This is a genomic window from Planococcus notacanthi (assembly GCF_030407825.1).
Classification (GTDB): domain Bacteria; phylum Bacillota; class Bacilli; order Bacillales_A; family Planococcaceae; genus Planococcus; species Planococcus notacanthi.
Window position 1 is genome coordinate 1,212,705 of the sequence record NZ_JASDCQ010000001.1, and the last position, 22,722, is coordinate 1,235,426.

At 46.1% G+C, this 22,722-nt stretch carries 24 protein-coding genes; 6 read left to right on the forward strand and 18 right to left on the reverse strand.

Annotation, left to right across the window (positions count from 1 at the left end; translation table 11 throughout):
• Positions 1–152: 152 nt before the first annotated feature.
• The 3 genes from QMA01_RS05935 (at position 153) to QMA01_RS05945 (ending at position 2,586) form a co-directional block, all read left to right on the forward strand.
• Positions 153–677 carry a DUF1189 family protein gene (locus QMA01_RS05935; protein ID WP_191715874.1) on the forward strand — a complete coding sequence of 175 codons (525 nt, stop codon included), beginning with the start codon at positions 153–155 and terminating at the stop codon, positions 675–677.
• A 177-nt stretch (positions 678–854) separates the two neighbouring features.
• Positions 855–1,982: a flavodoxin-dependent (E)-4-hydroxy-3-methylbut-2-enyl-diphosphate synthase gene (gene ispG / locus QMA01_RS05940; RefSeq protein WP_290185049.1), complete on the forward strand. Its 1,128-nt coding sequence runs from the start codon at positions 855–857 to the stop codon at positions 1,980–1,982.
• Between the two features lie 13 nt (positions 1,983–1,995).
• Positions 1,996–2,586, forward strand: a complete 591-nt coding sequence (locus QMA01_RS05945; RefSeq protein WP_191715875.1) for a hypothetical protein — start codon at positions 1,996–1,998, stop codon at positions 2,584–2,586.
• Positions 2,587–2,631: 45 nt separating this feature from the next.
• Here QMA01_RS05945 and QMA01_RS05950 read toward each other — a convergent pair whose 3' ends face one another.
• From QMA01_RS05950 to QMA01_RS05970, 5 genes are all read right to left on the reverse strand, one after another.
• A complete protein-coding gene (locus QMA01_RS05950; protein ID WP_191715876.1) occupies positions 2,632–3,042 on the reverse strand; it encodes a Fur family transcriptional regulator in 411 nt (136 codons plus the stop codon).
• On the reverse strand, positions 3,039–3,893 hold the full coding sequence (locus QMA01_RS05955; RefSeq protein ID WP_290214522.1) for a metal ABC transporter permease: 855 nt from the start codon (positions 3,891–3,893) through the stop codon (positions 3,039–3,041). The genes QMA01_RS05950 and QMA01_RS05955 overlap by 4 nt, the downstream gene beginning before the upstream one ends.
• Entirely contained in the window at positions 3,890–4,657 is a 768-nt protein-coding gene (locus QMA01_RS05960; protein WP_191715878.1) for a metal ABC transporter ATP-binding protein, read from the reverse strand. Before QMA01_RS05960 ends, QMA01_RS05955 begins: the two co-directional genes overlap by 4 nt.
• Before the next feature lie 235 nt (positions 4,658–4,892).
• Positions 4,893–5,786: a deoxyribonuclease IV gene (locus QMA01_RS05965; RefSeq protein ID WP_191715879.1), complete on the reverse strand. Its 894-nt coding sequence runs from the start codon at positions 5,784–5,786 to the stop codon at positions 4,893–4,895.
• A 12-nt stretch (positions 5,787–5,798) separates the two neighbouring features.
• Positions 5,799–7,094, reverse strand: coding sequence for a DEAD/DEAH box helicase (locus QMA01_RS05970; protein WP_191715880.1), 1,296 nt, complete (start codon positions 7,092–7,094; stop codon positions 5,799–5,801).
• Positions 7,095–7,224: 130 nt separating this feature from the next.
• Between QMA01_RS05970 and QMA01_RS05975 the strand changes: the two genes are divergently transcribed.
• Positions 7,225–8,205 carry a 4-hydroxy-3-methylbut-2-enyl diphosphate reductase gene (locus QMA01_RS05975; protein WP_191715881.1) on the forward strand — a complete coding sequence of 327 codons (981 nt, stop codon included), beginning with the start codon at positions 7,225–7,227 and terminating at the stop codon, positions 8,203–8,205.
• 692 nt (positions 8,206–8,897) lie between these two features.
• A complete protein-coding gene (locus tag QMA01_RS05980) occupies positions 8,898–9,263 on the forward strand; it encodes a hypothetical protein (RefSeq protein ID WP_290185058.1) in 366 nt (121 codons plus the stop codon).
• Positions 9,264–9,357: 94 nt separating this feature from the next.
• On the opposite strand, the gene QMA01_RS05985 is transcribed toward QMA01_RS05980, so the two are convergent.
• The 8 genes from QMA01_RS05985 to ccpN all read right to left on the reverse strand — a co-directional run bounded on the left by QMA01_RS05985 (position 9,358) and on the right by ccpN (position 17,819).
• Positions 9,358–10,470 (reverse strand): Nif3-like dinuclear metal center hexameric protein, encoded by a 1,113-nt coding sequence (locus tag QMA01_RS05985; RefSeq protein WP_290214523.1) that lies wholly within the window; start codon positions 10,468–10,470, stop codon positions 9,358–9,360.
• Positions 10,457–11,170, reverse strand: coding sequence for a tRNA (adenine(22)-N(1))-methyltransferase (locus QMA01_RS05990; protein WP_290185062.1), 714 nt, complete (start codon positions 11,168–11,170; stop codon positions 10,457–10,459). Before QMA01_RS05990 ends, QMA01_RS05985 begins: the two co-directional genes overlap by 14 nt.
• Before the next feature lie 63 nt (positions 11,171–11,233).
• Positions 11,234–11,623 (reverse strand): cytochrome c550, encoded by a 390-nt coding sequence (cccA, locus tag QMA01_RS05995; RefSeq protein ID WP_290185064.1) that lies wholly within the window; start codon positions 11,621–11,623, stop codon positions 11,234–11,236.
• 263 nt (positions 11,624–11,886) lie between these two features.
• Positions 11,887–13,026 carry an acyl-CoA dehydrogenase gene (locus QMA01_RS06000; protein ID WP_290185066.1) on the reverse strand — a complete coding sequence of 380 codons (1,140 nt, stop codon included), beginning with the start codon at positions 13,024–13,026 and terminating at the stop codon, positions 11,887–11,889.
• A gap of 151 nt (positions 13,027–13,177) precedes the next feature.
• Positions 13,178–14,332, reverse strand: coding sequence for an RNA polymerase sigma factor RpoD (rpoD, locus tag QMA01_RS06005; protein WP_142827801.1), 1,155 nt, complete (start codon positions 14,330–14,332; stop codon positions 13,178–13,180).
• A gap of 33 nt (positions 14,333–14,365) precedes the next feature.
• A complete protein-coding gene (dnaG, locus tag QMA01_RS06010) occupies positions 14,366–16,165 on the reverse strand; it encodes a DNA primase (protein ID WP_290185068.1) in 1,800 nt (599 codons plus the stop codon).
• Between the two features lie 198 nt (positions 16,166–16,363).
• Positions 16,364–17,170 (reverse strand): pyruvate, water dikinase regulatory protein, encoded by an 807-nt coding sequence (locus tag QMA01_RS06015; RefSeq protein WP_191715888.1) that lies wholly within the window; start codon positions 17,168–17,170, stop codon positions 16,364–16,366.
• Between the two features lie 10 nt (positions 17,171–17,180).
• Positions 17,181–17,819 (reverse strand): transcriptional regulator CcpN, encoded by a 639-nt coding sequence (gene ccpN, locus QMA01_RS06020; protein ID WP_191715889.1) that lies wholly within the window; start codon positions 17,817–17,819, stop codon positions 17,181–17,183.
• A gap of 322 nt (positions 17,820–18,141) precedes the next feature.
• On the opposite strand from ccpN, the gene QMA01_RS06025 reads away from it, so the two are divergent.
• Entirely contained in the window at positions 18,142–19,518 is a 1,377-nt protein-coding gene (locus QMA01_RS06025) for a glycine--tRNA ligase (RefSeq protein ID WP_191715890.1), read from the forward strand.
• 255 nt (positions 19,519–19,773) lie between these two features.
• Here the strand turns inward: QMA01_RS06025 and recO are convergent, their stop codons facing one another.
• From recO to ybeY, 5 genes are read right to left on the reverse strand one after another with little or no spacing between them, the layout of a single operon-like run.
• The gene (gene recO, locus QMA01_RS06030; protein ID WP_191715891.1) at positions 19,774–20,556 is read right to left on the reverse strand and encodes a DNA repair protein RecO; all 783 of its coding nucleotides are present in this window, start codon (positions 20,554–20,556) and stop codon (positions 19,774–19,776) included.
• Between the two features lie 12 nt (positions 20,557–20,568).
• Entirely contained in the window at positions 20,569–21,486 is a 918-nt protein-coding gene (era, locus tag QMA01_RS06035; protein ID WP_191715892.1) for a GTPase Era, read from the reverse strand.
• A complete protein-coding gene (locus QMA01_RS06040; protein WP_191715893.1) occupies positions 21,470–21,880 on the reverse strand; it encodes a cytidine deaminase in 411 nt (136 codons plus the stop codon). The genes era and QMA01_RS06040 overlap by 17 nt, the downstream gene beginning before the upstream one ends.
• A 19-nt stretch (positions 21,881–21,899) precedes the next feature.
• Positions 21,900–22,253, reverse strand: a complete 354-nt coding sequence (locus QMA01_RS06045) for a diacylglycerol kinase family protein (protein WP_290214524.1) — start codon at positions 22,251–22,253, stop codon at positions 21,900–21,902.
• A 1-nt stretch (position 22,254) separates the two neighbouring features.
• Positions 22,255–22,722: an rRNA maturation RNase YbeY gene (gene ybeY, locus QMA01_RS06050; RefSeq protein WP_290214525.1), complete on the reverse strand. Its 468-nt coding sequence runs from the start codon at positions 22,720–22,722 to the stop codon at positions 22,255–22,257.

The window sequence follows — 22,722 nt, forward strand, 5'->3', positions numbered from 1 at the left end:
CCTAAATTTAACTTGAACACCTAACCTATTATGAATAGTCCACTAAGGAATTGTAAACACCTTTATTGAAAATTTACATTCCCGTAACAAAGCGCCGTTTTTTTCTTCTTCTATCGTGTTACGATTGTTCTATAGATGAAAGGAAGATGTACGTGAATCTTTATCAATTATTTAAGGCAAGCCTGATGGAACCTAAAAAGCAGGCAGCCGTCCGTATTATGACCATCGGCAAAATCATGCAGTTTATTTTCGTCTTTATCGCGATCTTAACTATTGTCTCATTTGCCGAATGGGTCTTCGGTTTGGGCGATGCCACAGGCAATATCGATGGGTTGGTTGAGTTCGTGGAAGAAATTGAATGGCTCCTGTATCCGTTCGCTTTGGTTTTTCTGTTTGTCTCCACTACACTTTACCATTTTATAAAAATCAGTTTGTTCGCATTGGTGGCAGTGGCAATCCTCAACCTTAGAAAGCGCCGCGGTGAATACAGGCACTTGTGGAGAACCACCGCTCTCAGCGTCACAATTCCGACATTATTGGCATTCATTCTCAGCTTTTGGGATCTCGGTTTTGCCGTCTCGCTGATTACCAGCCTGCTGACTATCCTCTATTTGTATTTGGCGATCGGGTATTACCCGAAAAAGCCCCCTATGCAACAGAAACGCCAACCACGTTAATTTTATGTAAAGAAATGCAGGAAACAGCCGTCTTTCTTGTCTTTTGGCAAGCGACACTGCTAAAATGGCTATAGGTACAGGAAAAGAGCCGGCACTTTCTGGAGTATTCACTAGTATGCCGGACGAAGATATATGAGCCGATAGAACAGGCCATCATCAAAAAGGAGAGATTTTTTCATGAGCGAAATGACACACCGTTCAAAGACACGCCCCGTAAAAGTCGGAGATTTGACGATCGGCGGCAGTAATGAATTATTTATACAGAGTATGGCTACAACGAAAACACACGATGTGGAAGCCACTGTAGCTGAAATCCTGCGTTTGGAAGAAGCGGGATGCCAGATTGTCCGCGTCGCCTGCCCGGATGAACGTGCTGCCTATTCAATCGGCGCCATTAAAGAACGGATTAATATTCCTTTAGTAGTAGATATTCATTTTGATTATAAATTGGCATTGATCGCCATTGAACAAGGCGCAGACAAAATCCGCATCAACCCGGGCAACATTGGGCGACGCGAAAAAGTGGAAGCTGTCGTCAACGCGGCAAAAGCAAAAGGCATCCCAATCCGCATCGGTGTCAACGCCGGTTCATTGGAACGTAAAATCCTTGAGAAATATGGCTATCCAACAGCTGAAGGCATGGTTGAAAGTGCCCTTCACCACATTAAGATCCTGGAAGACCTGGATTTCCATGACATCATCGTTTCATTGAAAGCTTCGGATGTCAGCTTAGCTGTCGAAGCCTATGAATTAGCTTCAAAAGCTTTCGATTACCCATTGCACCTAGGCATCACCGAGTCGGGAACGCTGTTTTCCGGCACAGTAAAAAGCGCTGCCGGCCTCGGTGCCCTATTCGCAAAAGGCATCGGCAACACGCTGCGCGTATCCTTGAGTGCAGATCCGGTCGAGGAAGTTAAAGTAGCACGTGAAATGCTGAAGATTTTCGGTCTTTCTTCAAACGCAGCGACACTGATTTCATGCCCGACCTGCGGACGCATCGAAATCGACTTGATCGCCATCGCCAACGAAGTGGAAGAATACATCTCCCACATCAAAGCGCCATTGAAAGTGGCTGTTCTCGGCTGTGCAGTAAACGGACCGGGTGAAGCACGTGAAGCGGATATCGGCATCGCTGGTGCTCGTGGAGAAGGCTTGCTGTTCATGCACGGCAAAACCGTCCGAAAAGTGCCTGAAGAAACAATGGTTGATGAATTGAAGATCGAAATCGACAAATTGGCGGAAGAATATTTCGCGAAGCAAGCTGCAGAAAAGAAAGAAAAAGAAATGGAACAACAACAAGCATAAGGTTGTGAGCAGATTGAGATACCGTTTTGGAATTGATATAGATGGGACAGTGACTTCTCCAACGTCGCTGATCCCTCACATAAATGAAAAGTTCAAAAGCAAATTGACTTTGGATGATATCAAGGAATACGATTTGACGGCAGCTCTTCCCCATTTGTCGCAAGGTGAATTCTATTCTTGGTTCCGGGATTCCGAGCCGCGGATTTACGCGGCTTCCCCCGTTTCCGAAAACGCCAAGAATATCCTGAACGACTGGAAAGACCAATACGAGCTGTATTACATTTCTGCCCGCGGCGACAATGTCCGGGACGTTACGTTTGAATGGTTTGCCGAGCATGCCATTGCCTATGACCATATCGAATTGATTGGTTCCCATAAGAAAATCGAAACAGCCCGACGCCATAATGTCCATCTGTTCTTTGAGGACAAGCATGACAATGCTGTCGAAATTGCTGAAGAACTGGACATTCCCGTTTTGTTATTCGATACACCTTATAACCGCCAACCAATTCCTGATAAGGTCATTCGCGTTTATGATTGGGTCGAAGCCAATGAATGGGTAAAGAATGAATTCAGCGTCCAGAAAACATTGAGCGGCAACTAATATATAAAATTAAAGCGAGAGTGGGTTTTCCCCACTCTCGCTTTTTTATTTGCATTCCGGGCATTTCCCGTAAATTTCAAACTTGTGATTGGCAATTTCATAGGCAGGCAATGCCGCGCCCAGCATATCCATCGGACAAACCGGTATTTCTTTTATTTTTCCGCAGTCCATACAAATAAAATGATGGTGATGATGGTCGCTCTCACATTGCATACGGAAATGCCGTTCACCTGACAATTCCGTTTCTTCCAAAATGCCGAGTGACACAAACGTCGCCAAGTTCCGGTAAACCGTATCATAACTCATGCTCGGATAATCCTTCTGCATAACATCCAGCAAGTCCCGTGCCGTCAAATACCGTTCGTCATTGGCGAACAGTTCCAGAATCTGATTGCGTTTGGACGTTTCCTTAAATCCGTTCTCTTTCAAGATCGTCCATGCATTGGATAAATTCATGCGATCGCTCCTTTATTAAGTGAAACCGTGATTTTCTTATAGCCGATGACTAATAGCAACAGAAAAATGGATGTAACAACAATCGTGCCTCCCGGCGCCAAGTCGAAATAAAAAGCGGTAACCAATCCCGTGATGACGGAAATTTCGCCAAAAACGATGGACATGATGATGGTCTGTTTAAAGCTTTTGGTGACGCGCATGGCTGTTGCGACTGGAATCGTCATCAATGACGAAACCAGGAGGATGCCGACGATGCGCATCGAACCCGCAATGACCAAAGCCGTGACGATCATGAACATAAAATGAACCCATTTCGCGGGCAGTCCTGAAGCCCGTGCGTATTCGTCATCAAAAGACAAAACAAACAATTCCTTGAAAAAGAAATAGATGAATGCCAGAACAACGACGGCAATCCCTGCCACAATCAACAGGTCTTCCCTGCTGACAGCTGATACCGATCCGAAGAGGTAACCGAACAAGTCGTTTGAGAAGCCCTGTGCCAGAGAAATAAAGATGGCACCAAAGCCGATGCCCGCAGACAAAATAATCGGAATGGCCAGTTCTTCGTAATGTTTATACAAGCTTCTCAAACGCTCAATCAGCACCGAACCGCCGACAGATGCCGCAATTCCGAGAAACAACGGATTCAACATCGCCAGTGAAGCGACACTTTGGCTTAAATACAAGCTGCCTGCAATTCCCGCAAGTGTCACATGGCTTAACGCATCCGCAATCAGCGAAAGCCTGCGGACCACGATAAAGACGCCCAGAAGCGGTGCAATAACGCCGATGATGAGCCCCGCTGCAAAAGCGTTCTGTAAAAATTCGTAAGACAATATAGCATCGATCATGCGTGGCTTCCTCCGATATGATGAATTTTCCGGACAGAATGGCCGTACCACGCTTCGCGCTGTTCATCGCTCATCGTGTGAAGCTGTTCTTTGAATCCGTGGAAATGGATGGTCTGGTTCAAGCAGGCTACATGGGTGATGCGGTCTGTCACCGTATCGACGTCATGTGTCACCAGCACTAAAGTGATGTTCTGGTCCCGGTTAAGAGAAGCCAGCATATCATAGAAAGCCTGGACATTCTGATGGTCCACACCGACAGTCGGCTCATCCAGGATCAGTACTTTCGGCTTGGCAACAAGCGCACGGGCAATGAAGACCCGCTGTTGCTGGCCGCCTGACAGTTCGCTGACGCTTCTGCCCATAAAGTCCTCCATTCCGACCGCCTTCAACGCTTCAGCCACTTGCTGATGAGACGATTTCGGCAATCGATGGAACAATCCGGTCTTTTTGGCCAATCCCCCTGCAACCACTTCTTCTACAGTCGCCGGAAATCCGGAATTGAAGGAATTCGATTTCTGCGAAACATAGCCGATCCATTCACGGTTCTTGAAATTTTTCGCATCCACACCGAACAATTCAATCTTTCCTTTGCTCGGTTTGATCAACCCCAGCATGATTTTTAATAACGTCGATTTTCCGGAACCGTTTGGGCCCAGGATGGCCAGAAAGTCGCCTTCTTCCACTTTCATGGAAATATTATCGAGCGCTTTTGTTTGTTCATATTCAAAACTGATGTCTTTAATGTCAATTAATGGCGCGACCATTGTGTCGCCTCTTTTCTAATTAATAATGATTACGATTTACCTTAAGAAAGTATAGTAGAGTTTATGGCTAATGTAAATAGATTAAGCTTAATTAACTTTATTGTGCCATTTTCTACAGGGGTTGCTTCCGCTTCTTGCCAAATGTCTTTCCTTGCTGGCATTAATGAAAAATAAGAAGCTGAAGACAAACCCTAAAATCGGGGTCATCTTCAGCTTCCGCCTTTTGCCTTCCTGCTTATAGAGGAGATTTCAAATCTTCGATGGAGCCTGGAGAAAAGATGCCTGCTTTGAACATTTCAATTTCAAAGGCATAAGGCGGCTTTTTGTTTTTGGCATCCAGTCCGACATACGGCGTCTCCAAGATTTTCGGCACGTGCATAAGGTCAGGATGATGGACAATGCCGTTTAGAGCATCAAAGCCGATTTCTCCAAAGCCGATGTTCTCGTGGCGGTCTTTGCCCGCTCCGCGAACGTTTTTGCTGTCGTTGATGTGCAGCACTTGAAGGCGGTCGATTCCGACAATGCGGTCGAATTCTTCAAGGACTCCATTGAAATCTTCTTTGATGTTATACCCCGCATCATGTGTATGGCAGGTATCGAAGCACACGGACAGGCGGTCATTATGTGTAACGCCATTGATGATCGCAGCGATTTCTTCAAAACTGCGGCCGCATTCCGTGCCTTTTCCAGCCATGGTTTCCAATGCGATATTGACCGGGTAATCCTGCGTCAAGACTTCATTTAAACCTTCAATGATTTTAGCGATCCCCGCATCCGCCCCGGCTCCGACATGGGCACCTGGATGCAAAACGATTTGTTTTGCGCCAAGAGCCGCTGTCCGTTCAATTTCCTTTTGAAGGAATTCAACACCGTGTGCGAATGTATCAGGTTTTTGGGTATTGCCTAAATTGATGATGTACGGTGCATGGACCACAATGTTCGTTAAATTATGGGCAGCCATATGGGCAAGCCCTGCATCGATATTCAGCTCTTCAATCGGTTTGCGGCGTGTATTTTGCGGCGCACCCGTATAGATCATGAATGTTGTCGCTCCGTAGGAAGCGGCTTCTTCGCTTGCTGCAAGCAGCATCTTTTTGCCGCTCATCGATACGTGAGATCCTAATAGCATGAAACTATCTCCTTACTTTTTGCGATTTTTGCGTCGTTCCATTTTTTTGATTTCGTCCATTTTCCACTTCATTTTCTTCTTGTACATCGGTTTTACCGCTTTGGGTTTGTGGACCATCGTTTTCGCTTTTGCGTCTGCTTCGTTCGCCGTTCTGGTACGGGTCGTCCGGCTGTGGCGCTCTTTCAAATCGACGAATTCGCCTTTGACGATGTCTTTTTGCTGGAATGGAATGCCCATTTTTTCAATGCGCACGATTGCGTCGTCGTCTTCCGGCTTGAACAACGTGATGGCTACGCCTTTCATTCCTGCACGAGCCGTACGTCCGACACGGTGGATGAAGAATTCCAAGTCTTCCGGCAGTTCGTAGTTGATGACATGGCTGACGCCTTGGATGTCGATTCCGCGCGCTGCTAGATCTGTCGCTACGATGTATTGGTATTCAAGATCGCGGATCTGGCGCATCATTTTGACGCGTTCACGTGGAGCCAAATCACCGTGGACACGGCCGACACGGATGCCTTCTCTTGCCAGCTGATCAGCTACGTAATCAGCATTCGTACGGGTATTGACGAAAATGATTGCCAAATACGGATTGATCACTTTCATGACATCCTGCAGGCGATCCATTTTCTTTTTGCTGCGGACTGGCACCAAGTAGAAGTCCAAGCCATCAGCGGTCGGCAGTTTGTCGCCGATTTTCACGTGTACCGGTGATTCCATGTATTTTTTCAGGAACGGTTTTAACTTTTCAGGAATCGTCGCCGAAAAGACATACATCTCCAAGTCTTCCTGCATTTTGCCGGCTACTTGATCGATTTCTTCAATAAAGCCCATATCAAAAGCCAAATCGGCTTCATCCACAACCAGGATTTTGCCCGTGTGAACCAACAAGGCGTTTTCTTTAACCAGGTCTTTCAAACGGCCCGGTGTTCCGATGACGATATGCGGCTGAGTCTTTAATTTGTTGATTGAACGTTGCTTGTCTGTTCCACCGATAAACGATTTCACTTCAATGCCTGATCCGACAACCAATTTCTGCAATTCATTGTAGATCTGCGTTCCAAGTTCACGCGTCGGTGCTGCAATTACCGCCTGCACTTCCTGTTTGCTGACGTCGATACGTTCTACGATCGGGATAATGAAACTATGCGTTTTGCCAGTCCCTGTATGGGATTGTCCAATTGCACTTGAGCCTTTCAGTATATGGGGCATCATTTCCTTTTGGATCGGTGTCGGTTCTGTAAAACCGAGTTTTTCTACCGCTTCCAATAGGAAGGGTTTGAATGGATATTCGTTGAATTTTGTCATGGGATTAAATTCCCTCCTTACGCTCTAGCCATTATAGCATAAAATGGTGTCTTTACGCGATGCAACTTTTGTAAAGCTGCGCCGTCTCCGTTATAATGAATGTATGATTTTGAAAGGAGCGCGGTACTTGATGAAGGTTATGAAAATATCGCCAAGAGGATATTGCTACGGAGTGGTGGATGCCATGGTTATCGCTAAGAACGCTGCGATGGATGAAAGTTTGCCACGCCCCATTTATATACTAGGAATGATTGTCCACAACAAACACGTAACGGATGCGTTCGAAGAAGACGGCATCATTACATTGGACGGCAGCAACCGGCTTGAAATTCTGGAGAAAGTTGAAACCGGCACCGTCATTTTCACTGCGCACGGTGTTTCTCCACAAGTCCGTGAGTTAGCCAGACGGAAAGGTTTGGTGTCGATAGATGCTACGTGCCCTGACGTCACCGTGACGCACGATTTGATTCGTGAGAAGACAGCTGATGGTTACCAGATCGTCTATATCGGCAAGAGCGGACACCCGGAACCGGAAGGCGCAATCGGCGTCGCTCCGGATATGGTTCACCTGGTTGAAACCGTCGAAGACGTCAACCGCCTGGAGATCGACTCAGAGAAAATCATCGTCACCAACCAGACGACGATGAGCCAATGGGACGTTGTCGATATGATGGAACGCCTTAAAGAAAAATTCCCGCATTCAGAAGTCCATAAAGAAATCTGTCTGGCTACTCAGGTTCGGCAGGAAGCTGTTGCTCAGCAAGCAGGCGAAGCGGATCTATTGATCGTCATCGGCGACCCGATGAGCAATAACTCAAACCGTTTGGCGCAGGTATCACAGGACATCGCAGGCACTCCAGCCTACCGCATCTCTGACCTGTCTGAACTGAAATTGGAATGGCTTGAAGGTGTGGAAACTGTCGGCATTACAGCTGGAGCTTCTACACCGACACCGATCGTCAAAGAAGTCATGAAGTTCTTGGATCTTTATGACCCGGCAGACCCGAGCACACATGCACTGACACGCTCTGTACCGCTTAATAAGATTCTCCCTAAAATCAAGCACCCAAAACCTTCGGATCGCATTGAGCCGTATCCAGTAGGCGAATAAAACAGGGCTGCCCCAAAAGTCGTTTCCCGACTTTTGGGGCAGCTTTTTCTTTATATTTTATATTCATAAATTCTCCACTTTATAAATTCCTGTAGCTCTTGCGTTTTTTTCGCAGTGCTTAAACATAGGTTTACTTTTGATTGGCGAAATCTTAAATTTATACAGAAGCTCTTCTATCTAATAAGTTGTACTACTTGTTCTTTAGATGGTAAAGCAGAAATAGCCCCTTTTCCGGTAGTAGCGAGGGCTCCGCTCGCTTTTGCAAAAGCAAGGATTTCTTTATAATGCTCTTTTACTATAGCTTCTAAATTGTCTTGGCTTGCATCCTTGTCCAGCAATTGATATAAGAAACCGCCGATTATTCTCCAACTCCATGGAAATAAAAATTTTGTCTTCAGTATATACTAAAACCTTTCTAGGTTATTCATGATATCAAATTTCCTCCCACATAGCTCACGGCTAGTATACTTTAATAATTTGCGCTATTATATCATAGGTTCTTTCATCTAATTGGCAAATAAGAAAACTAAAGACCTCGTTTATAGATGATGCATGATTTTGCGCGTTTTTTCTAATTAGTAATATTAAGCTCGGTTTTATCAAACAATTTTTTCCTTTTCATTAAAAAAGAGAAGAAACTTCATAGCCGACCATCGCCACAACCACTTCTAATCATTGAAAGGAAGTCTAGTATGACCTATTTTTATTTTATTGCTTCTGATATCGAGTTGACTGGAGAAGCTTATAAAGAATACGAACTATACTTTGAACAATCCAATGAACGAATAAAAGGCTTCGATTTTCCTGTTCAAATTGAAATTGATAATGGCATCCATACAAAAGAAGAAGCAGCGATTCTGTTGGAGTATATTTATAAAAAGGCAGAAAACCAGAAAAGGTGTACGATTCAAATTGCCAAGCTGATTAATTCGAATAGAGTGCCGTTCAAAGTTTTAGAGAAAAAACAATTATTCTTGCATAAGATAAAGTCTGCAGAAGAATTATTATTGCCGGAAGGCCACTTGCTTACGATCAAGAAAGTCCCGGTAGTTTACTAGAGAAAGTTGGAATATGCTGGACATCCCGCTTTTTCTTTCAGGCAGATCAACTTTGATGGCTAAAGCAAAAAGAAGAAGCCGGGGCTTCTTCTTTTTAAATAAACCGGAAAGGTTCTGTATTCGTTTGTGATGGCAGGAATTCACATTGCCACATCGGCTGCTGCTTTGCCATATGCTCCACCACGCCTTGAATCATCACTTTTTCCACATGATGGCCCGGATCGATGATGTTCAGCCCCATTGCCTGTGCATCCTGTGCTACATGGAAATACATATCCCCTGTGACATAGACATCCGCTCCAGCGCGCTTGGCCTGTTGAATGTATTTATTGCCATCGCCTCCGAGCACGGCCACTTTTTTGATTGTGGCATTCGGATCCCCGACCATGCGCAGAGACGGAACATCCAATTGTTGCTTGGTCCGATCGGCAAATTCCTTTAATGTCATTGGCGTTTCCAATAATCCGACGCGCCCCAATCCCATAGCAATCTCTTTGTTCTCCAACGTAAAGACATCGTATGCGACTTCTTCGTATGGATGTGCCGCAATCATCGCTTTAATGACACGGTCTTTTTCTTGTTTGCGGACAACCACTTCCACTTTTGATTCTGCGGTCACTTCCATTTTCCCCGCTTCTCCGATATACGGATCCGCTTCTGCTGTTGGGCGGAAACGTCCTGTTCCGGACAAGGTGTAGCTGCAGTATTCATAATCGCCAATAGCGCCGGCTCCCGCTTTGCCGAACGCTTCCCGTACAGCCTCTTCATGGCTTTCCGGCACGAAGACTGCAATCTTCACCAATTCCGCTTCAAAAGTGGGCACCAGCACGCTCGTATTTTTTAATCCAAGGGCATCCGCTAATAAATCATTGACGCCTCCTTGTGCAACGTCCAGGTTGGTGTGTGCCGCGTAGACGGCAATATCGGATTTGATGAGTTTTTCCATTAGGCGCCCCTGCGGAAAATCCGTCTGCAGGTTTTTCAAAGGACGGAAAATCGGCGGATGATGGGCAATGATCAACCCGGCACCTTTAGCAACCGCTTCGTCTACAACGTCTTCATTGACGTCCAAAGTTACCAGAACCTTTTCGATTTTTTTGTTTAAAGTTCCTACATGCAAACCGATCGGGTCGCCTTCCATCGCTAAATACTTGGGCGACCACTTTTCGAATTCTTCGATGATCTGCTGGCCATTAGGAATTTTCACGCTGCAGCACCTCTTCCACCAATTGTATTTTTTCAACCAATTCCTGTTTTTTCTCTATGATTTCCATAGTTTGGGCTGTTGATTCCATGGAAGCGACAATTTTTTTCCATTGATCGCTTTCACGTGTCCATTTTTCATGGAAAATCGCTGTTTTTTCCTCCAGCAATTTTGGTCCCATCAACAATTGCTGTTGCGTTAATGAAATAGGCGTCTGCTCTTTTTCAAGAACCAAAATTTCATAGATCTTTTCATTTTCTTTTAATATTTCTTCTTCGACAATAGACCAATTATTGGCGACAGCCCAGTCGCGGATGGACTTGGCATGGACGTTCGGCTGCAGAATCAACCGCTCCACTCCAGGCAGCCGGTCTTTGCCCTGTTCCAGGATCGAACAGATCAACGGACCGCCCATGCCTGCTATCGTGACAGCGGTTATGCCATCTTCAGGATGGACGGCATCAAGTCCACTGGCCAGCCGGACTTCAATCTGGCTGTTCAACCCCTCCTGCTGGACTTGTCTTTTGGCCGATTCAAAAGGGCCTCTGACCACTTCTCCCGCCACAGCTTTCCCGGCAATGCCATTCAAGACCAAGTAGCAGGGCAGGTAAGCGTGGTCACTGCCGATGTCAGCCACTACAGCGCCTTTTGGCACATGGTGGGCAACACGGGTCAGACGATGTGATAATTGTTGTGCATTCATTCAGATCCTCCTAATTTGACAGAAAAACCCTTAGCTCCAGAAGAACTAAGGGTTTTTTAGATGCTATTCGAGTGATAATACCCACTCAGCCATTGCTGCTACGTTCGCTTCTGGAACAAGCCCGCCTGGCATAGTGCCTTTACCGTTGATCAAGATATCTTCGATGTCTTCTTGAGCAAGTTCTGTACCAACTAATGATGGACCTACTCCGCCTTCATAGCTTGAACCGTGACAAGAAATACAGTTTGCTTGTGCGTGTGCTTCAGGATCGAAATCTCCAGCTGCTGCTTCTTCGCCGCCTTCAGCTGCTTCTTCACCGCCGCCTTCTTCTTCTGCTGCATGTTCTTCTGCGATTTCGGCTTCGTTGTTAACTCCTTGAATGGACATGAAGAAAATCAAACCAATACCGAACGCCATGATTAAGATATAAGGTACAATTGCATTTTTTTGCATCCGTTACCCCTCCCTCTACTAGTTCTGCTTTATGATATTATTCGTATCATTCATTATTGTACTGTATTATCCGCCAAACGAAAAGTCTTATCAGATAACTTTTCCTTCTTTGTGACAAAAACGGTAATTTAATTTTTATTTCACGTGCAGACAGTGAAGTTTACCCAGATACTTTCCTGATAAAACATATTTCGCTGGCTTCTCATTACTAACGCATCGCGAACAATAAAAGCCCCGCGGGAAGCGGGACTTTTAAAAACTATTCAGCAGCCGATCTGGCGTGCAATAACCATGCGCTGAATTTCAGAAGTTCCCTCGCCGATTTCCAATAATTTAGCGTCACGCATATAGCGCTCCACTTCGTACTCTTTCATGTAGCCGTAGCCGCCGTGGATCTGAATCGCTTCATCGGCCACTTCCATGGAAATTTCAGAAGCATAAAGTTTCGCCATCGATGCCTCTTTAGTGAACGGGCGGCCTTGATCTTTCAACCAGGCTGCTTTATAGACCATATTGCGTGCCAGTTCGATCTTCATCGCCATGTCCGCCAACTTGAACTGCGTCACCTGAAACTCGGATAAAGGCTTTCCGAATTGCTTGCGTTCTTTGGAATAGGCTAGGGCTTTGTTAAATGCCGCCTGAGCGATCCCTACAGCCATTGCCGCAATGCCGATACGTCCGCCGTCGAGTGTCACCAGGAATTGTTTAAAGCCATCTCCACGCTTGCCTAACAGGTTTTCTTTAGGTACACGGACATTGTCGAGTACCAATTCTGTTGTGTTGGAGGAATGGAGACCCATCTTCTCGTAATTATCGATGATCGTAAAGCCTTCAGCGTCTGTCGGTACGATGATCGCACTGATTTCTTTCTTGCCGTCGTTCATGCCGGTGATGGCTGTAATCGCCAAATGCTTGGCATGGCTGGCATTCGTAATATAGACTTTTGATCCGTTGATGACCCAGTCATCGCCATCTTCAACAGCACGGGTTTCGGTGCCTCCTGCATCCGAACCGGCATTCGGTTCCGTCAATCCAAAAGCTCCGAACGATTCACCGGTGCAGATGGGTGTCAGGTATTTTTCTTTCTGTTCTTCCGTTCCGAACAAATTTAAAGGTGCACCGCCAAGTGAAATATGGGCAGAATACGTGATCCCAGTAGAAGCACAGGCACGGCTCAATTCTTCTGTTACAATTGCAAAACTGGTGGTATCCGCTCCAGCTCCACTGTATTTTTCGTCAAACGGCAAGCCCATCATCCCCATGTCGGACAGCTGTTTGAAGATTTCGGTCGGAAACGCCTTGGAACGATCACGGTCGATAGCCCCTGGTGCTACCACCTTATCGGCAAATTCCTTGATGGTCTTTTTGATCATCTGTTGTTCTTGTGTCAAATCGAAATCCATTTGTGTACATCCCCTTTGTCATGAATACGCTTACAACTTTCATTATATAGGGAAAATTAAGGCAAACTCAAGCTTTAACAGGAAATTAACCAGACTTCATCATAAAAAAGCCGCTTTCCGGGAAAAACGGAAGCGGCTCGAGCTATTATTCCTATTCAAGAAAATCTTTCAGTCGTTTGCTGCGGGAAGGATGGCGTAATTTGCGAAGAGCTTTTGCTTCGATTTGGCGAATCCGCTCACGCGTCACTCCAAATACCTTGCCCACTTCTTCGAGTGTCCGTGTACGGCCATCGTCTAAGCCGAAGCGAAGACGCAAGACATTTTCTTCACGGTCTGTCAACGTATCCAAAACATCTTCCAACTGCTCTTTCAACAATTCATAAGCAGCATGGTCAGATGGCGATTGTGCATCTGAATCCTCGATGAAGTCCCCCAAATGCGAATCATCTTCTTCACCGATCGGTGTTTCCAGTGAAACCGGTTCTTGTGCAATTTTAAGGATTTCACGCACTTTTTCAGGCAGCAAATCCATTTCCTCACCGATTTCTTCCGGTGAAGGCTCGCGGCCAAGATCCTGAAGCAATTGGCGTTGCACGCGGATCAGTTTATTGATGGTTTCAACCATGTGAACCGGGATACGGATTGTCCGTGCCTGGTCGGCAATGGCGCGCGTGATGGCCTGGCGAATCCACCAAGTGGCATACGTACTGAATTTAAACCCTTTCGAGTAATCGAACTTTTCAACAGCTTTGATCAACCCCATATTCCCTTCCTGAATCAGATCCAGGAACAGCATACCGCGGCCGACATAACGTTTCGCAATACTGACAACTAAACGCAGGTTGGCTTCAGCCAGACGCTTTTTCGCTTCTTCGTCGCCTTGCTCAATCAATTTCGCCAGACGGACTTCTTCTTCTGCTTTCAGCAAATCCACACGCCCGATTTCTTTCAAGTACATGCGGACCGGGTCATTGATTTTAACGCCAGGCGGAACACTCAAATCATTCAAGTCGAATTTATCTTCGGTCGGCTTCATGAGACGGTCCAAATGCTCTTCGTCATCTGATTTGCGTTCCAATTCGATGCCGTGCCCTTCCAATTGGTCGATAAACTCTTCTACTGCATCGGATTCCATTTCGAAAACCGCTAATTTGTCGGCAATTTGCTCGTAATTGAGTTCTCCGGTTTTTTTACCTGTTTCAATCAGCTGTTTTTTCGCTTCTTCAACAGTTGCTTCCGGACCTTCAGTAGTCAATGGTACATTGCTTGCTTCAACTTCAGTTTGGCGTTCAGATTTCTCAGCCATGTGACTTCCTCCTTTAAAAAAACCGGAATTAACTTACAATGATTTCCGTAAAGCAATCACTTCTTGTGCAAGAAGCAAAGCGCGCTTTATGTCATGCTGTTTTTCCGCTTCTTTTGATTGCTGGATTTTTAGATTGATTTGCTGCTCGACCCGATGTTTTTGCAGATGCTTTAAACAATCGGAAATTTCTTCATCCGCGTGTTCCGGATCGCGTTCGGATAATGCCGTTTCCATAACCAGTTTGCGGAGCTCTGCATCTTGCAGCGTCTCCAGGAATTTATGGAAATCCGCTTTATCCCATTCCTCGTAGAAACCGAGCAATTGAACGTACAGCGCCTGGAATTCTTCACTGACAAATGGTATGCCGTTGTCTTCGAGCGCCAATTTATCCATGACTGCCGGATCTGCCAAGGCATGTGATAAGAGCATCCGTTCCGCCCGGTGCAATGAAGTGACACGTTTCGGTTCTTTTTTGACCGTCTTCACTGCCGGTGTTTCGGGGCGGTTCCGTTCGATGGTCTTGTTCTCCAATTTGCGGTAATGCTGTAGGATCGCTTCTTGTGATAATCCGGTTTCCTCTGATAATTGCTTTATATATAAATCCCGCTCTAAAGGCGAGGATCTACCGGCTAATAATTGCAGCACTTCTTGTATATATTGCAACAGGTCATTTTCGTATTGAAAATTCTTATGCCTGCGGGCGTGCATCATGGCAAAGGCAATAAATGCATGCGGCTTTCCGATGATCTGTTCCTTAAAGGCTTCTGCACCGTTTTCACGAACAAAATCATCGGGGTCCATCTTGCCTGGCAGGACTGCCACTTCCACTTTGAAATTATCTTCGTTGAGTGCGATGGCAGCTCGCTTAGCAGCTTCCCAACCCGCATCATCGCCGTCAAAGCAAATGACGACTTCCTGGGCAAAACGTTTCATCTGCCGGATGTGCTGGGAAGTGAGCGATGTACCCATGGTCGCTAAAGCATTATCAACCCCTGCTTTACCCGCTGCAATGACATCCATAAACCCTTCAAACAAAATGATTTTTCGGTTTTTGCGTATCGCGCCTCTTGCATGATGGACGTTATACAGTACTTGGCTTTTTTGGAATATCGGAGATTCCGGGCTGTTCATGTATTTGGCATCCTGCTTCGTATGCTCAAGAACCCTGCCTGAAAAGGCGATGACTTTGCCGCTTTCATTCATGATTGGAAACATGATCCGGCCGCGAAAACGATCGAAATAGCCACTGGACTGCTCGCGGGCGATCGCTAAACCGCTCGCTTCCAATTCTTCTTCGCTGAAACCCTTCCGCTTGAGTGCAGATGCCATGTAATTCCATTCAGGAAGCGACCAGCCGATTCTGTTCTTCTCGATGATTTCCCGCGTAAAGCCCCTGTCTTCCAAATAATCCAATGCCGCTTGGCCTTCTTCTGTATTGAGAAGGATATGGTGGTACATGTCCGCAGCAAACTCGTGCATCAAAATCAATTGGTGATCGCTTTTTGACTGCACCGGACCGGAATCGGCTGGAGCCTGTATATCGACCTCGATGCCTGCCCTGCTTCCAAGTCTTGACAAGGCATCCTGAAACGTTAGATTTTCAATATCCATGAGAAACGTGATGACGTTACCACCGGCTCCACAACCAAAACAATGAAAGATCTGTTTATCGGCGGTGACAGAAAAAGATGGTGTGCTTTCTCCATGGAAAGGACAAAGGCCGAACCAATTGCGGCCTCTTTTGGTTAGTTGTACGTACTCACCGACGATATCCACAATATCTGTGCTGGAACGGATTTTTTCAATCACTTCTTCAGGAACTCGACTGGACATTATTTTCACCATCTTTGTTTGCTTAACTTATTTAATTCGTGATGCAAAGACAAAATCCTTCATTTTTCGACAAAAAGATAAAGCTGACTATACTATCCATTAGTAAGCTTTAGCCACAATTCTTCATTATAAAACGTTTTTATTAAAAAATCCACACAAAAGAAAGAAAAACCGCCTGTGCAGGTGGTTTTCCTGAAATCATTTTTGAAGTTTACTTAAAATCAGGTTAGCCGTTTCTTCAACCGCCCGATTGGTAACATCAAGAATTTCACAGCCGATGCGATCCACCACATTGTGGAAATGGCCGATTTCTTCATGGATCCGGTCCAGTTTCGCGTAATTGGCGTCATCATTCAAACCCAGTGCAATCAACCGCTCTTTGCGGATGCTATTGAGTTTGTCCGGCGAGATGACCAATCCGAAGCATTTTTTAGGATCTACATGATACAACTCTTCAGGCGGATCGACTTCCGGAACCAACGGCACGTTCGCGACTTTCAAGCGTTTATGTGCCAGGTATTGTGATAATGGCGTCTTGGACGTTCTTGAAATTCCGACAAGGACGATATCGGCCATTAAAATACCGCGAGGATCCCGTCCATCGTCATACTTGACCGCAAATTCAATTGCTTCGACTTTTTTGAAATAATCATCGTCCAATTTTCGGACGAGCCCTGCTTCCTGCAGTGGCGGTGCATCCAGCTCTTTTTCCAATGCATCCAATAAAGGCCCCATCAGATCGACAGCTGTCACCGAAAATTTAGCTGTTTCAGTTTCCATGTAGTTGCGCAGTTCCTGAGAAACCAATGTATAGACGATAAAAGCCTTTTGGGCGACGGCTAGTTTGATGATTTCCTGAAGATGTTCGATGGAATCAATATAAGGAAAACGTTTCAGTACGGCATTTTGATCACTATTAAGGTATTGGCTTATAGCAGCTTTTGCGACCAGCTCCCCTGTCTCTCCGACCGAATCGGAGACGATGAACATGCGGAGTGAATTCATAGTTGGCACCTCACAGATCGTGGTTTTCCGATAACGATAAAAACGCACGAGTAATATTCGTTTTTGTCAATCTGCCGACGACTTTAAAGCCATCCGGCTGTTCTTCAACCACAGGCAAGGCATCAATTTGCTGATTGATTAGTCGATGTGCTGCCTGGATCAAAGATTCGTTTTTCGCGCAATACGTAATGTTCGGCATGCGCGTCATGATGATATGTACAGGAATGCTTGTCAGGTTCTGGCTGCCGAGGCTTGCGCGCAGCAAATCTTTTCTCGACAATACGCCCGTCAGGTAGGATTGTTTGTCCACGACAAAAAGCGTACCCACGTCATCAAGAAACATCTGGCTGATGGCGTCGTAAACACTGACGTCTTCACGGACGACAACCGGAATCGATTGAAAATCCTTGACCTTCATGTTGTTCATCGTATCCGTGACATCCTGGCCCGGTTTTTTGCCCGAATAAAAATAGCCAACACGCGGACGGGCATCTAGAAAGCCTGCCATTGTCAGGATGGCTAAATCAGGTCGTAGCGTTGATCTTGTTAAGTTTAAGCGATCCGCTATCTGTTCGCCAGTAATCGGACCATTGCCTTTTACGATTTGCAATATTTCCTCTTGCCGTTTATTGAGTTCGATTGGACTCACCGCCTCAAAATATATATATGTTATACTCAATATCAATTATTATATACTAATTAACGTGATATTGCGAAGAAAACTTCGCCATGGTACAATATGAAAGAATTGAACACAGGCAATGACGGATAAATAAGTACTGTAACAAAAAGCGAGCAGGGAAAGTGAAAGCCTGCAACTACAGGAAAAGGCGATCCAGAGCTACTTTTTATTTTAAGCGGACTGCATTTTGCAGTCAATCGAGGTGGAACCGCGGGTCTTAACGTACTCGTCCTCGGACATGAAGATGTCCGAGGATGGGTGCGATTTTTTATTTTATGGAGGTTATTTTATGTCAATGGAAGAAGTAGTAGCATTAGCGAAACACAGAGGATTTGTATTCCCGGGCTCTGAAATTTATGGAGGCTTGGCGAACACATGGGATTACGGCCCACTTGGTGTTGAATTGAAAAACAACATCAAAAAAGCTTGGTGGAAAAAGTTCGTCCAGGAATCCCCGTATAACGTAGGATTGGACGCAGCCATCCTGATGAACCCGAAAACTTGGGTAGCTTCAGGGCACGTCGGCAACTTCAACGACCCGATGATCGATTGCAAAAGCTGTAAAACCCGCCACCGCGCAGATAAATTGATCGAAGACGCATTGGACGCCAAAGGCATCGAATTGATCGTCGACGGTTTGTCTTTTGACCGCATGGCCGAACTGATCCAGGAACACGAAGTGAAATGCCCGACATGCGGCAAACAAGATTTCACGGAAATCCGCCAGTTCAACTTGATGTTCAAAACGTTCCAAGGTGTTACTGAAGCTTCAACAAACGAAATCTTCCTGCGCCCGGAAACCGCACAAGGGATTTTCGTCAACTACAAGAACGTCCAGCGCTCGATGCGCAAAAAAATGCCTTTCGGAATTGCGCAGATCGGCAAGAGTTTCCGCAACGAAATCACACCCGGCAACTTTACGTTCCGTACACGCGAGTTTGAACAGATGGAACTTGAATTCTTCTGCAAGCCTGGCGAAGATTTGGAATGGTACGCTTACTGGCGCGATTTCTGCAAAAAATGGCTTTTGGATTTGAACTTGACCGAAGAAAATATGCGTCTGCGCGAGCATGACCAGGACGAGCTTTCCCATTACTCGAATGCCACTGTGGATATCGAATACAAATTCCCATTCGGCTGGGGCGAGCTTTGGGGCATCGCAGACCGTACGGACTTTGACTTGAAGCGCCATATGGAACATTCAGGTGAAGATTTCAATTACATCGATGCCGCAACAAATGAGCGCTTCGTGCCTTATTGCATCGAGCCTTCTCTTGGTGCAGACCGTGTTACACTAGCATTCCTGGTGGACGCTTTCACTGAAGAAGAGCTTGAAAATGACGACAAACGCACTGTATTGCGCTTCCACCCGGCATTGGCTCCTTATAAAGCTGCTGTCCTGCCGTTATCGAAAAAATTGGCAGAAGGCGCAACTGGCGTATTCGCTGATTTGGCTAAGCACTTTATGGTCGATTACGACGAATCGCAATCCATCGGCAAACGCTACCGCCGCCAGGATGAAATCGGTACGCCGTTCTGCATCACTTACGATTTTGACTCTGTCGAAGACGGCCAAGTAACAGTGCGCCACCGCGATTCCATGGAACAAACACGCATGCCGATCGCTGAAGTACAGGCTTATGTCGAGAAGCATATTCAGTTCTAATCTTTCAACATGATATTCCGCAAAACAACTCCGCTATCCCGCGGGAGTCTCCGTTGTTTTGCTCCATATCATTAAAAAAATTGGATTATCCATTAAATCATTAGCTATCGGAAAAAAATTTAATCTGATAACCTTCATGACTTTGAATAGAAAGAGCGATAGGTAATGAAGGGCAAAATATGCTGTTTCGTTCACCTGGAAAAATTTTTCTATTTCTTTTCAACTAAAAGCAAAACAAAAAGAGTTGCCGAAAGACTATTCGTCTTTTGGCAACTCTTCTTTTTTCGGTAAAAATTCAGGCGTCCGCTCCAACTGCTCGAGAAACTTCCTGGACTTTAAGCGGATTCCCGCCTTTTCTTCGTAAATGGTGCGAACGATTTGTTTGAGCAGGCTCTTGGATTCTTTTTTTAAGGTCAAGGAGCCTACCCGTTCAATCGGCACAAAATAGAAGGTACGGATCAATTTCACCAAAGCCGGGCTCAAACGGATGATGTAGCGGTCGATGTGGAAGCAGCGATGGCAGAGAAAGCCCAATTCCTGAAATGAAAATGCGAATTCCCCTTCGGTTGCCCCGCAGTTTGCACATTGATGCAGCGTCGGCGTTAAGCCGGCCTGCTGCAGCATCTTCCATTCCACAAACAATGTGATGGCTTCTGGATCATAGCCTTCATCGATGGCGTGAAGCGCCTGATAAAGCATGTCAAAAATGACAGGTTGCGGCTCGTCCTGTTCCGTCAGCCGGTCAATCAGTTCAGTCACATAGCTGGCATATGCCGTCGACATGATGTCTTCCCGTATATGCCGCAGCGATTCCAACGGATCTCCCGCCTGCAGCGTACCCATGCCTCTTCCTTTGTAGATGGAAAATGTGCCATGAGTAAAAACCTGGGTAATTGCAGCCAACCGGCTCGCCGGTTTTTTCGCACCTCTCGCCATGCAGGTGATTTTCCCCGCTTCTTTAGTAAACAAAGTGACGATTTTATTCGTTTCGCCGTAAGGCATCGTACGAATGACAATTCCCTCTACTTGACTTTGCATGGGAACGACTCCTTAGTATTCGTCTTCTCTAAAGCCGAAATCGCGTAAATGCATCGCTTTATTGCGCCAATCCTTTTGCACTTTGACCCATAGTTCCAAATACACTTTCGATCCCAGCAGGTTTTCGATATCCTGGCGGGCGCGTGTTCCGATCTGTTTCAGAAGCGCACCTTTTTTGCCGATGACAATCCCTTTTTGGGAATCGCGCTCAACCATAATCGTCGCCTGAACTCGGATCATGTCTTTATTCTCAGAATCCGGTGCAATCTTCTCGATCACCACAGCAATGGAATGCGGAATTTCTTCGCGCGTCAAATGCAGGGCTTTTTCACGGATCAATTCAGAAATGATAAAGCGTTCAGGATGGTCCGTGATTTGGTCTGCCGGGTAATATTGCGGGCCTTCCGGAAGCCGCTCGCTGATTTTAGCCAATAAGTTCTCCACGTTATTGCCTTCCAGCGCTGAAATTGGAATCGCTTCTGCAAAATCAAATTCATTGCGGTAAGATTCGATGATCTTCGGCAAATTGTCCGGGTGTACCTGGTCGATTTTATTGATGACCAAAAATACAGGCACGTCGATGCCTTTCAGCATATCAAGCACGTAGCGATCTTCTTTTCCGACACGGTCGACAGCGCTTGCTACAAATAACAGCACATCCACTTCACGGAACGTGTTTTTAGCCACTTTCAGCATAAAATCACCCAATTTATGGCGTGGTTCGTTGATTCCGGGCGTATCAATGAAAATCATTTGGCTTTCATTGGTGGTTACGACTCCCTGCACTTTATTGCGTGTTGTCTGGGGCTTGTCACTCATAATGGCAATTTTCTGGCCCACTACACGGTTAAGGAATGTCGATTTGCCCACATTCGGGCGACCGATGATTGAAATGAACCCTGATTTGAAACCGTTATTCTCTTGCTGCATATTTTAAATCCTCCGTTGAGAATGCGCCGGGAAGCAATTCACTGATTGTCGTTTCCTGGACGTCACCTTTTAAATTTGTTAAGTATACCGGCATATCCGGTGGGCAGAACTCAGCTAACACCTGTCTGCACGCTCCACAAGGTGATACAGGGCCCGGAGTGTCAGCGGACACCGCAAGTGCCGTAAATGTTTTGTTGCCTTCAGACACCGCTTTAAACACGGCTGTGCGCTCTGCGCAGTTTGTTAAAGAGTAGCCGGCATTTTCGATATTGCAGCCGGTGTATACTGTTCCGTCAGCTGCCAGCAAAGCGGCCCCGACAGGAAATTTCGAATAAGGCACATACGCCGTTCCACGTGCTTCTATCGCTTGCTTCATCAATTGTTCTTTTTCCATGTTTATCACCTCTGCGAATTTAAAACCATTTGGGTAGAAATATTAGTAATCCAATTATAGCACTTGCCACCGCAAATACCAAAACGGCACCTGCAGCCATGTCCTTGGCCTGCTTGGCAAGCGGATGAAGCTCAGATGTCGCAAGGTCCACCACCCGTTCAATGGCTGAATTGACCATCTCCAAAGCCATCATGCCCCCGATCAGCCCGATGACCACCAGCCATTCTAAAAGAGACAAACCCGTCAATAACCCTGCCGCCACCACAACAACAGCCGCCAGAATATGAAAGCGAATGTTTTGTTCATGCTTTAAGGCCGTCCGAATGCCTTCAGCCGCAAACAGGAAAGAGCGGAAAAATCTGCGTGCCTTCATCTTAATCACGTGTTATGCCGAGTGATACCAGGATTTCCTCTTGGCGGGAAAACATTTTCTTTTCATCTTCCTCTGTCATATGGTCGTATCCCAGCAGATGCAGAAAACCATGGATGGCCAGAAAGCCCAGCTCCCGTTCAAAGGAATGGCCGTAATCTGCCGCCTGCTCTTTTGTACGGTCCAGCGAAATAATGATATCGCCCAGCATGCGGGGCTCAGGTGAACCGATGATGGCTGTTTCCCCTTCGCCCAACTCCTCCATAGCAAATGAAATGACGTCTGTCGGCTGGTCTTTTCCGCGGTATTCACGGTTGATGTCGCGGATCATTTCATTGGTGACGAACGTCACCGACACTTCGCTTTCTCCCAAGCCTTCTTCTTTCGCTGCGTGCTCCAGTATTTTTTGCACAAAATCCAGTTCCTGCTGGTTCAGGCTTTCCGTCTCGTCCATAAAATCGATTGCAATCAT

Excerpts from the sequence above, each read along its gene's own strand:
- QMA01_RS06045 (WP_290214524.1), bottom strand. The coding sequence starts at position 22,253 with ATGAAGGCACGCAGATTTTTCCGCTCTTTCCTGTTTGCGGCTGAAGGC.
- dnaG (WP_290185068.1), bottom strand. The coding sequence starts at position 16,165 with ATGTCCAGTCGAGTTCCTGAAGAAGTGATTGAAAAAATCCGTTCCAGC.
- QMA01_RS05980 (WP_290185058.1), top strand. The coding sequence starts at position 8,898 with ATGACCTATTTTTATTTTATTGCTTCTGATATCGAGTTGACTGGAGAA.
- recO (WP_191715891.1), bottom strand. The coding sequence starts at position 20,556 with ATGCAAAGTCAAGTAGAGGGAATTGTCATTCGTACGATGCCTTACGGC.
- cccA (WP_290185064.1), bottom strand. The coding sequence starts at position 11,623 with ATGCAAAAAAATGCAATTGTACCTTATATCTTAATCATGGCGTTCGGT.
- era (WP_191715892.1), bottom strand. The coding sequence starts at position 21,486 with ATGCAGCAAGAGAATAACGGTTTCAAATCAGGGTTCATTTCAATCATC.
- QMA01_RS05950 (WP_191715876.1), bottom strand. The coding sequence starts at position 3,042 with ATGAATTTATCCAATGCATGGACGATCTTGAAAGAGAACGGATTTAAG.
- rpoD (WP_142827801.1), bottom strand. The coding sequence starts at position 14,332 with ATGGCTGAGAAATCTGAACGCCAAACTGAAGTTGAAGCAAGCAATGTA.
- QMA01_RS05955 (WP_290214522.1), bottom strand. The coding sequence starts at position 3,893 with ATGATCGATGCTATATTGTCTTACGAATTTTTACAGAACGCTTTTGCA.
- QMA01_RS06040 (WP_191715893.1), bottom strand. The coding sequence starts at position 21,880 with ATGGAAAAAGAACAATTGATGAAGCAAGCGATAGAAGCACGTGGAACG.
- ispG (WP_290185049.1), top strand. The coding sequence starts at position 855 with ATGAGCGAAATGACACACCGTTCAAAGACACGCCCCGTAAAAGTCGGA.
- QMA01_RS05990 (WP_290185062.1), bottom strand. The coding sequence starts at position 11,170 with ATGAATGCACAACAATTATCACATCGTCTGACCCGTGTTGCCCACCAT.
- QMA01_RS05965 (WP_191715879.1), bottom strand. The coding sequence starts at position 5,786 with ATGCTATTAGGATCTCACGTATCGATGAGCGGCAAAAAGATGCTGCTT.
- QMA01_RS06015 (WP_191715888.1), bottom strand. The coding sequence starts at position 17,170 with ATGAATTCACTCCGCATGTTCATCGTCTCCGATTCGGTCGGAGAGACA.
- QMA01_RS06025 (WP_191715890.1), top strand. The coding sequence starts at position 18,142 with ATGTCAATGGAAGAAGTAGTAGCATTAGCGAAACACAGAGGATTTGTA.
- QMA01_RS06000 (WP_290185066.1), bottom strand. The coding sequence starts at position 13,026 with ATGGATTTCGATTTGACACAAGAACAACAGATGATCAAAAAGACCATC.
- QMA01_RS05960 (WP_191715878.1), bottom strand. The coding sequence starts at position 4,657 with ATGGTCGCGCCATTAATTGACATTAAAGACATCAGTTTTGAATATGAA.
- QMA01_RS05975 (WP_191715881.1), top strand. The coding sequence starts at position 7,225 with ATGAAGGTTATGAAAATATCGCCAAGAGGATATTGCTACGGAGTGGTG.
- QMA01_RS05970 (WP_191715880.1), bottom strand. The coding sequence starts at position 7,094 with ATGACAAAATTCAACGAATATCCATTCAAACCCTTCCTATTGGAAGCG.
- ybeY (WP_290214525.1), bottom strand. The coding sequence starts at position 22,722 with ATGATTGCAATCGATTTTATGGACGAGACGGAAAGCCTGAACCAGCAG.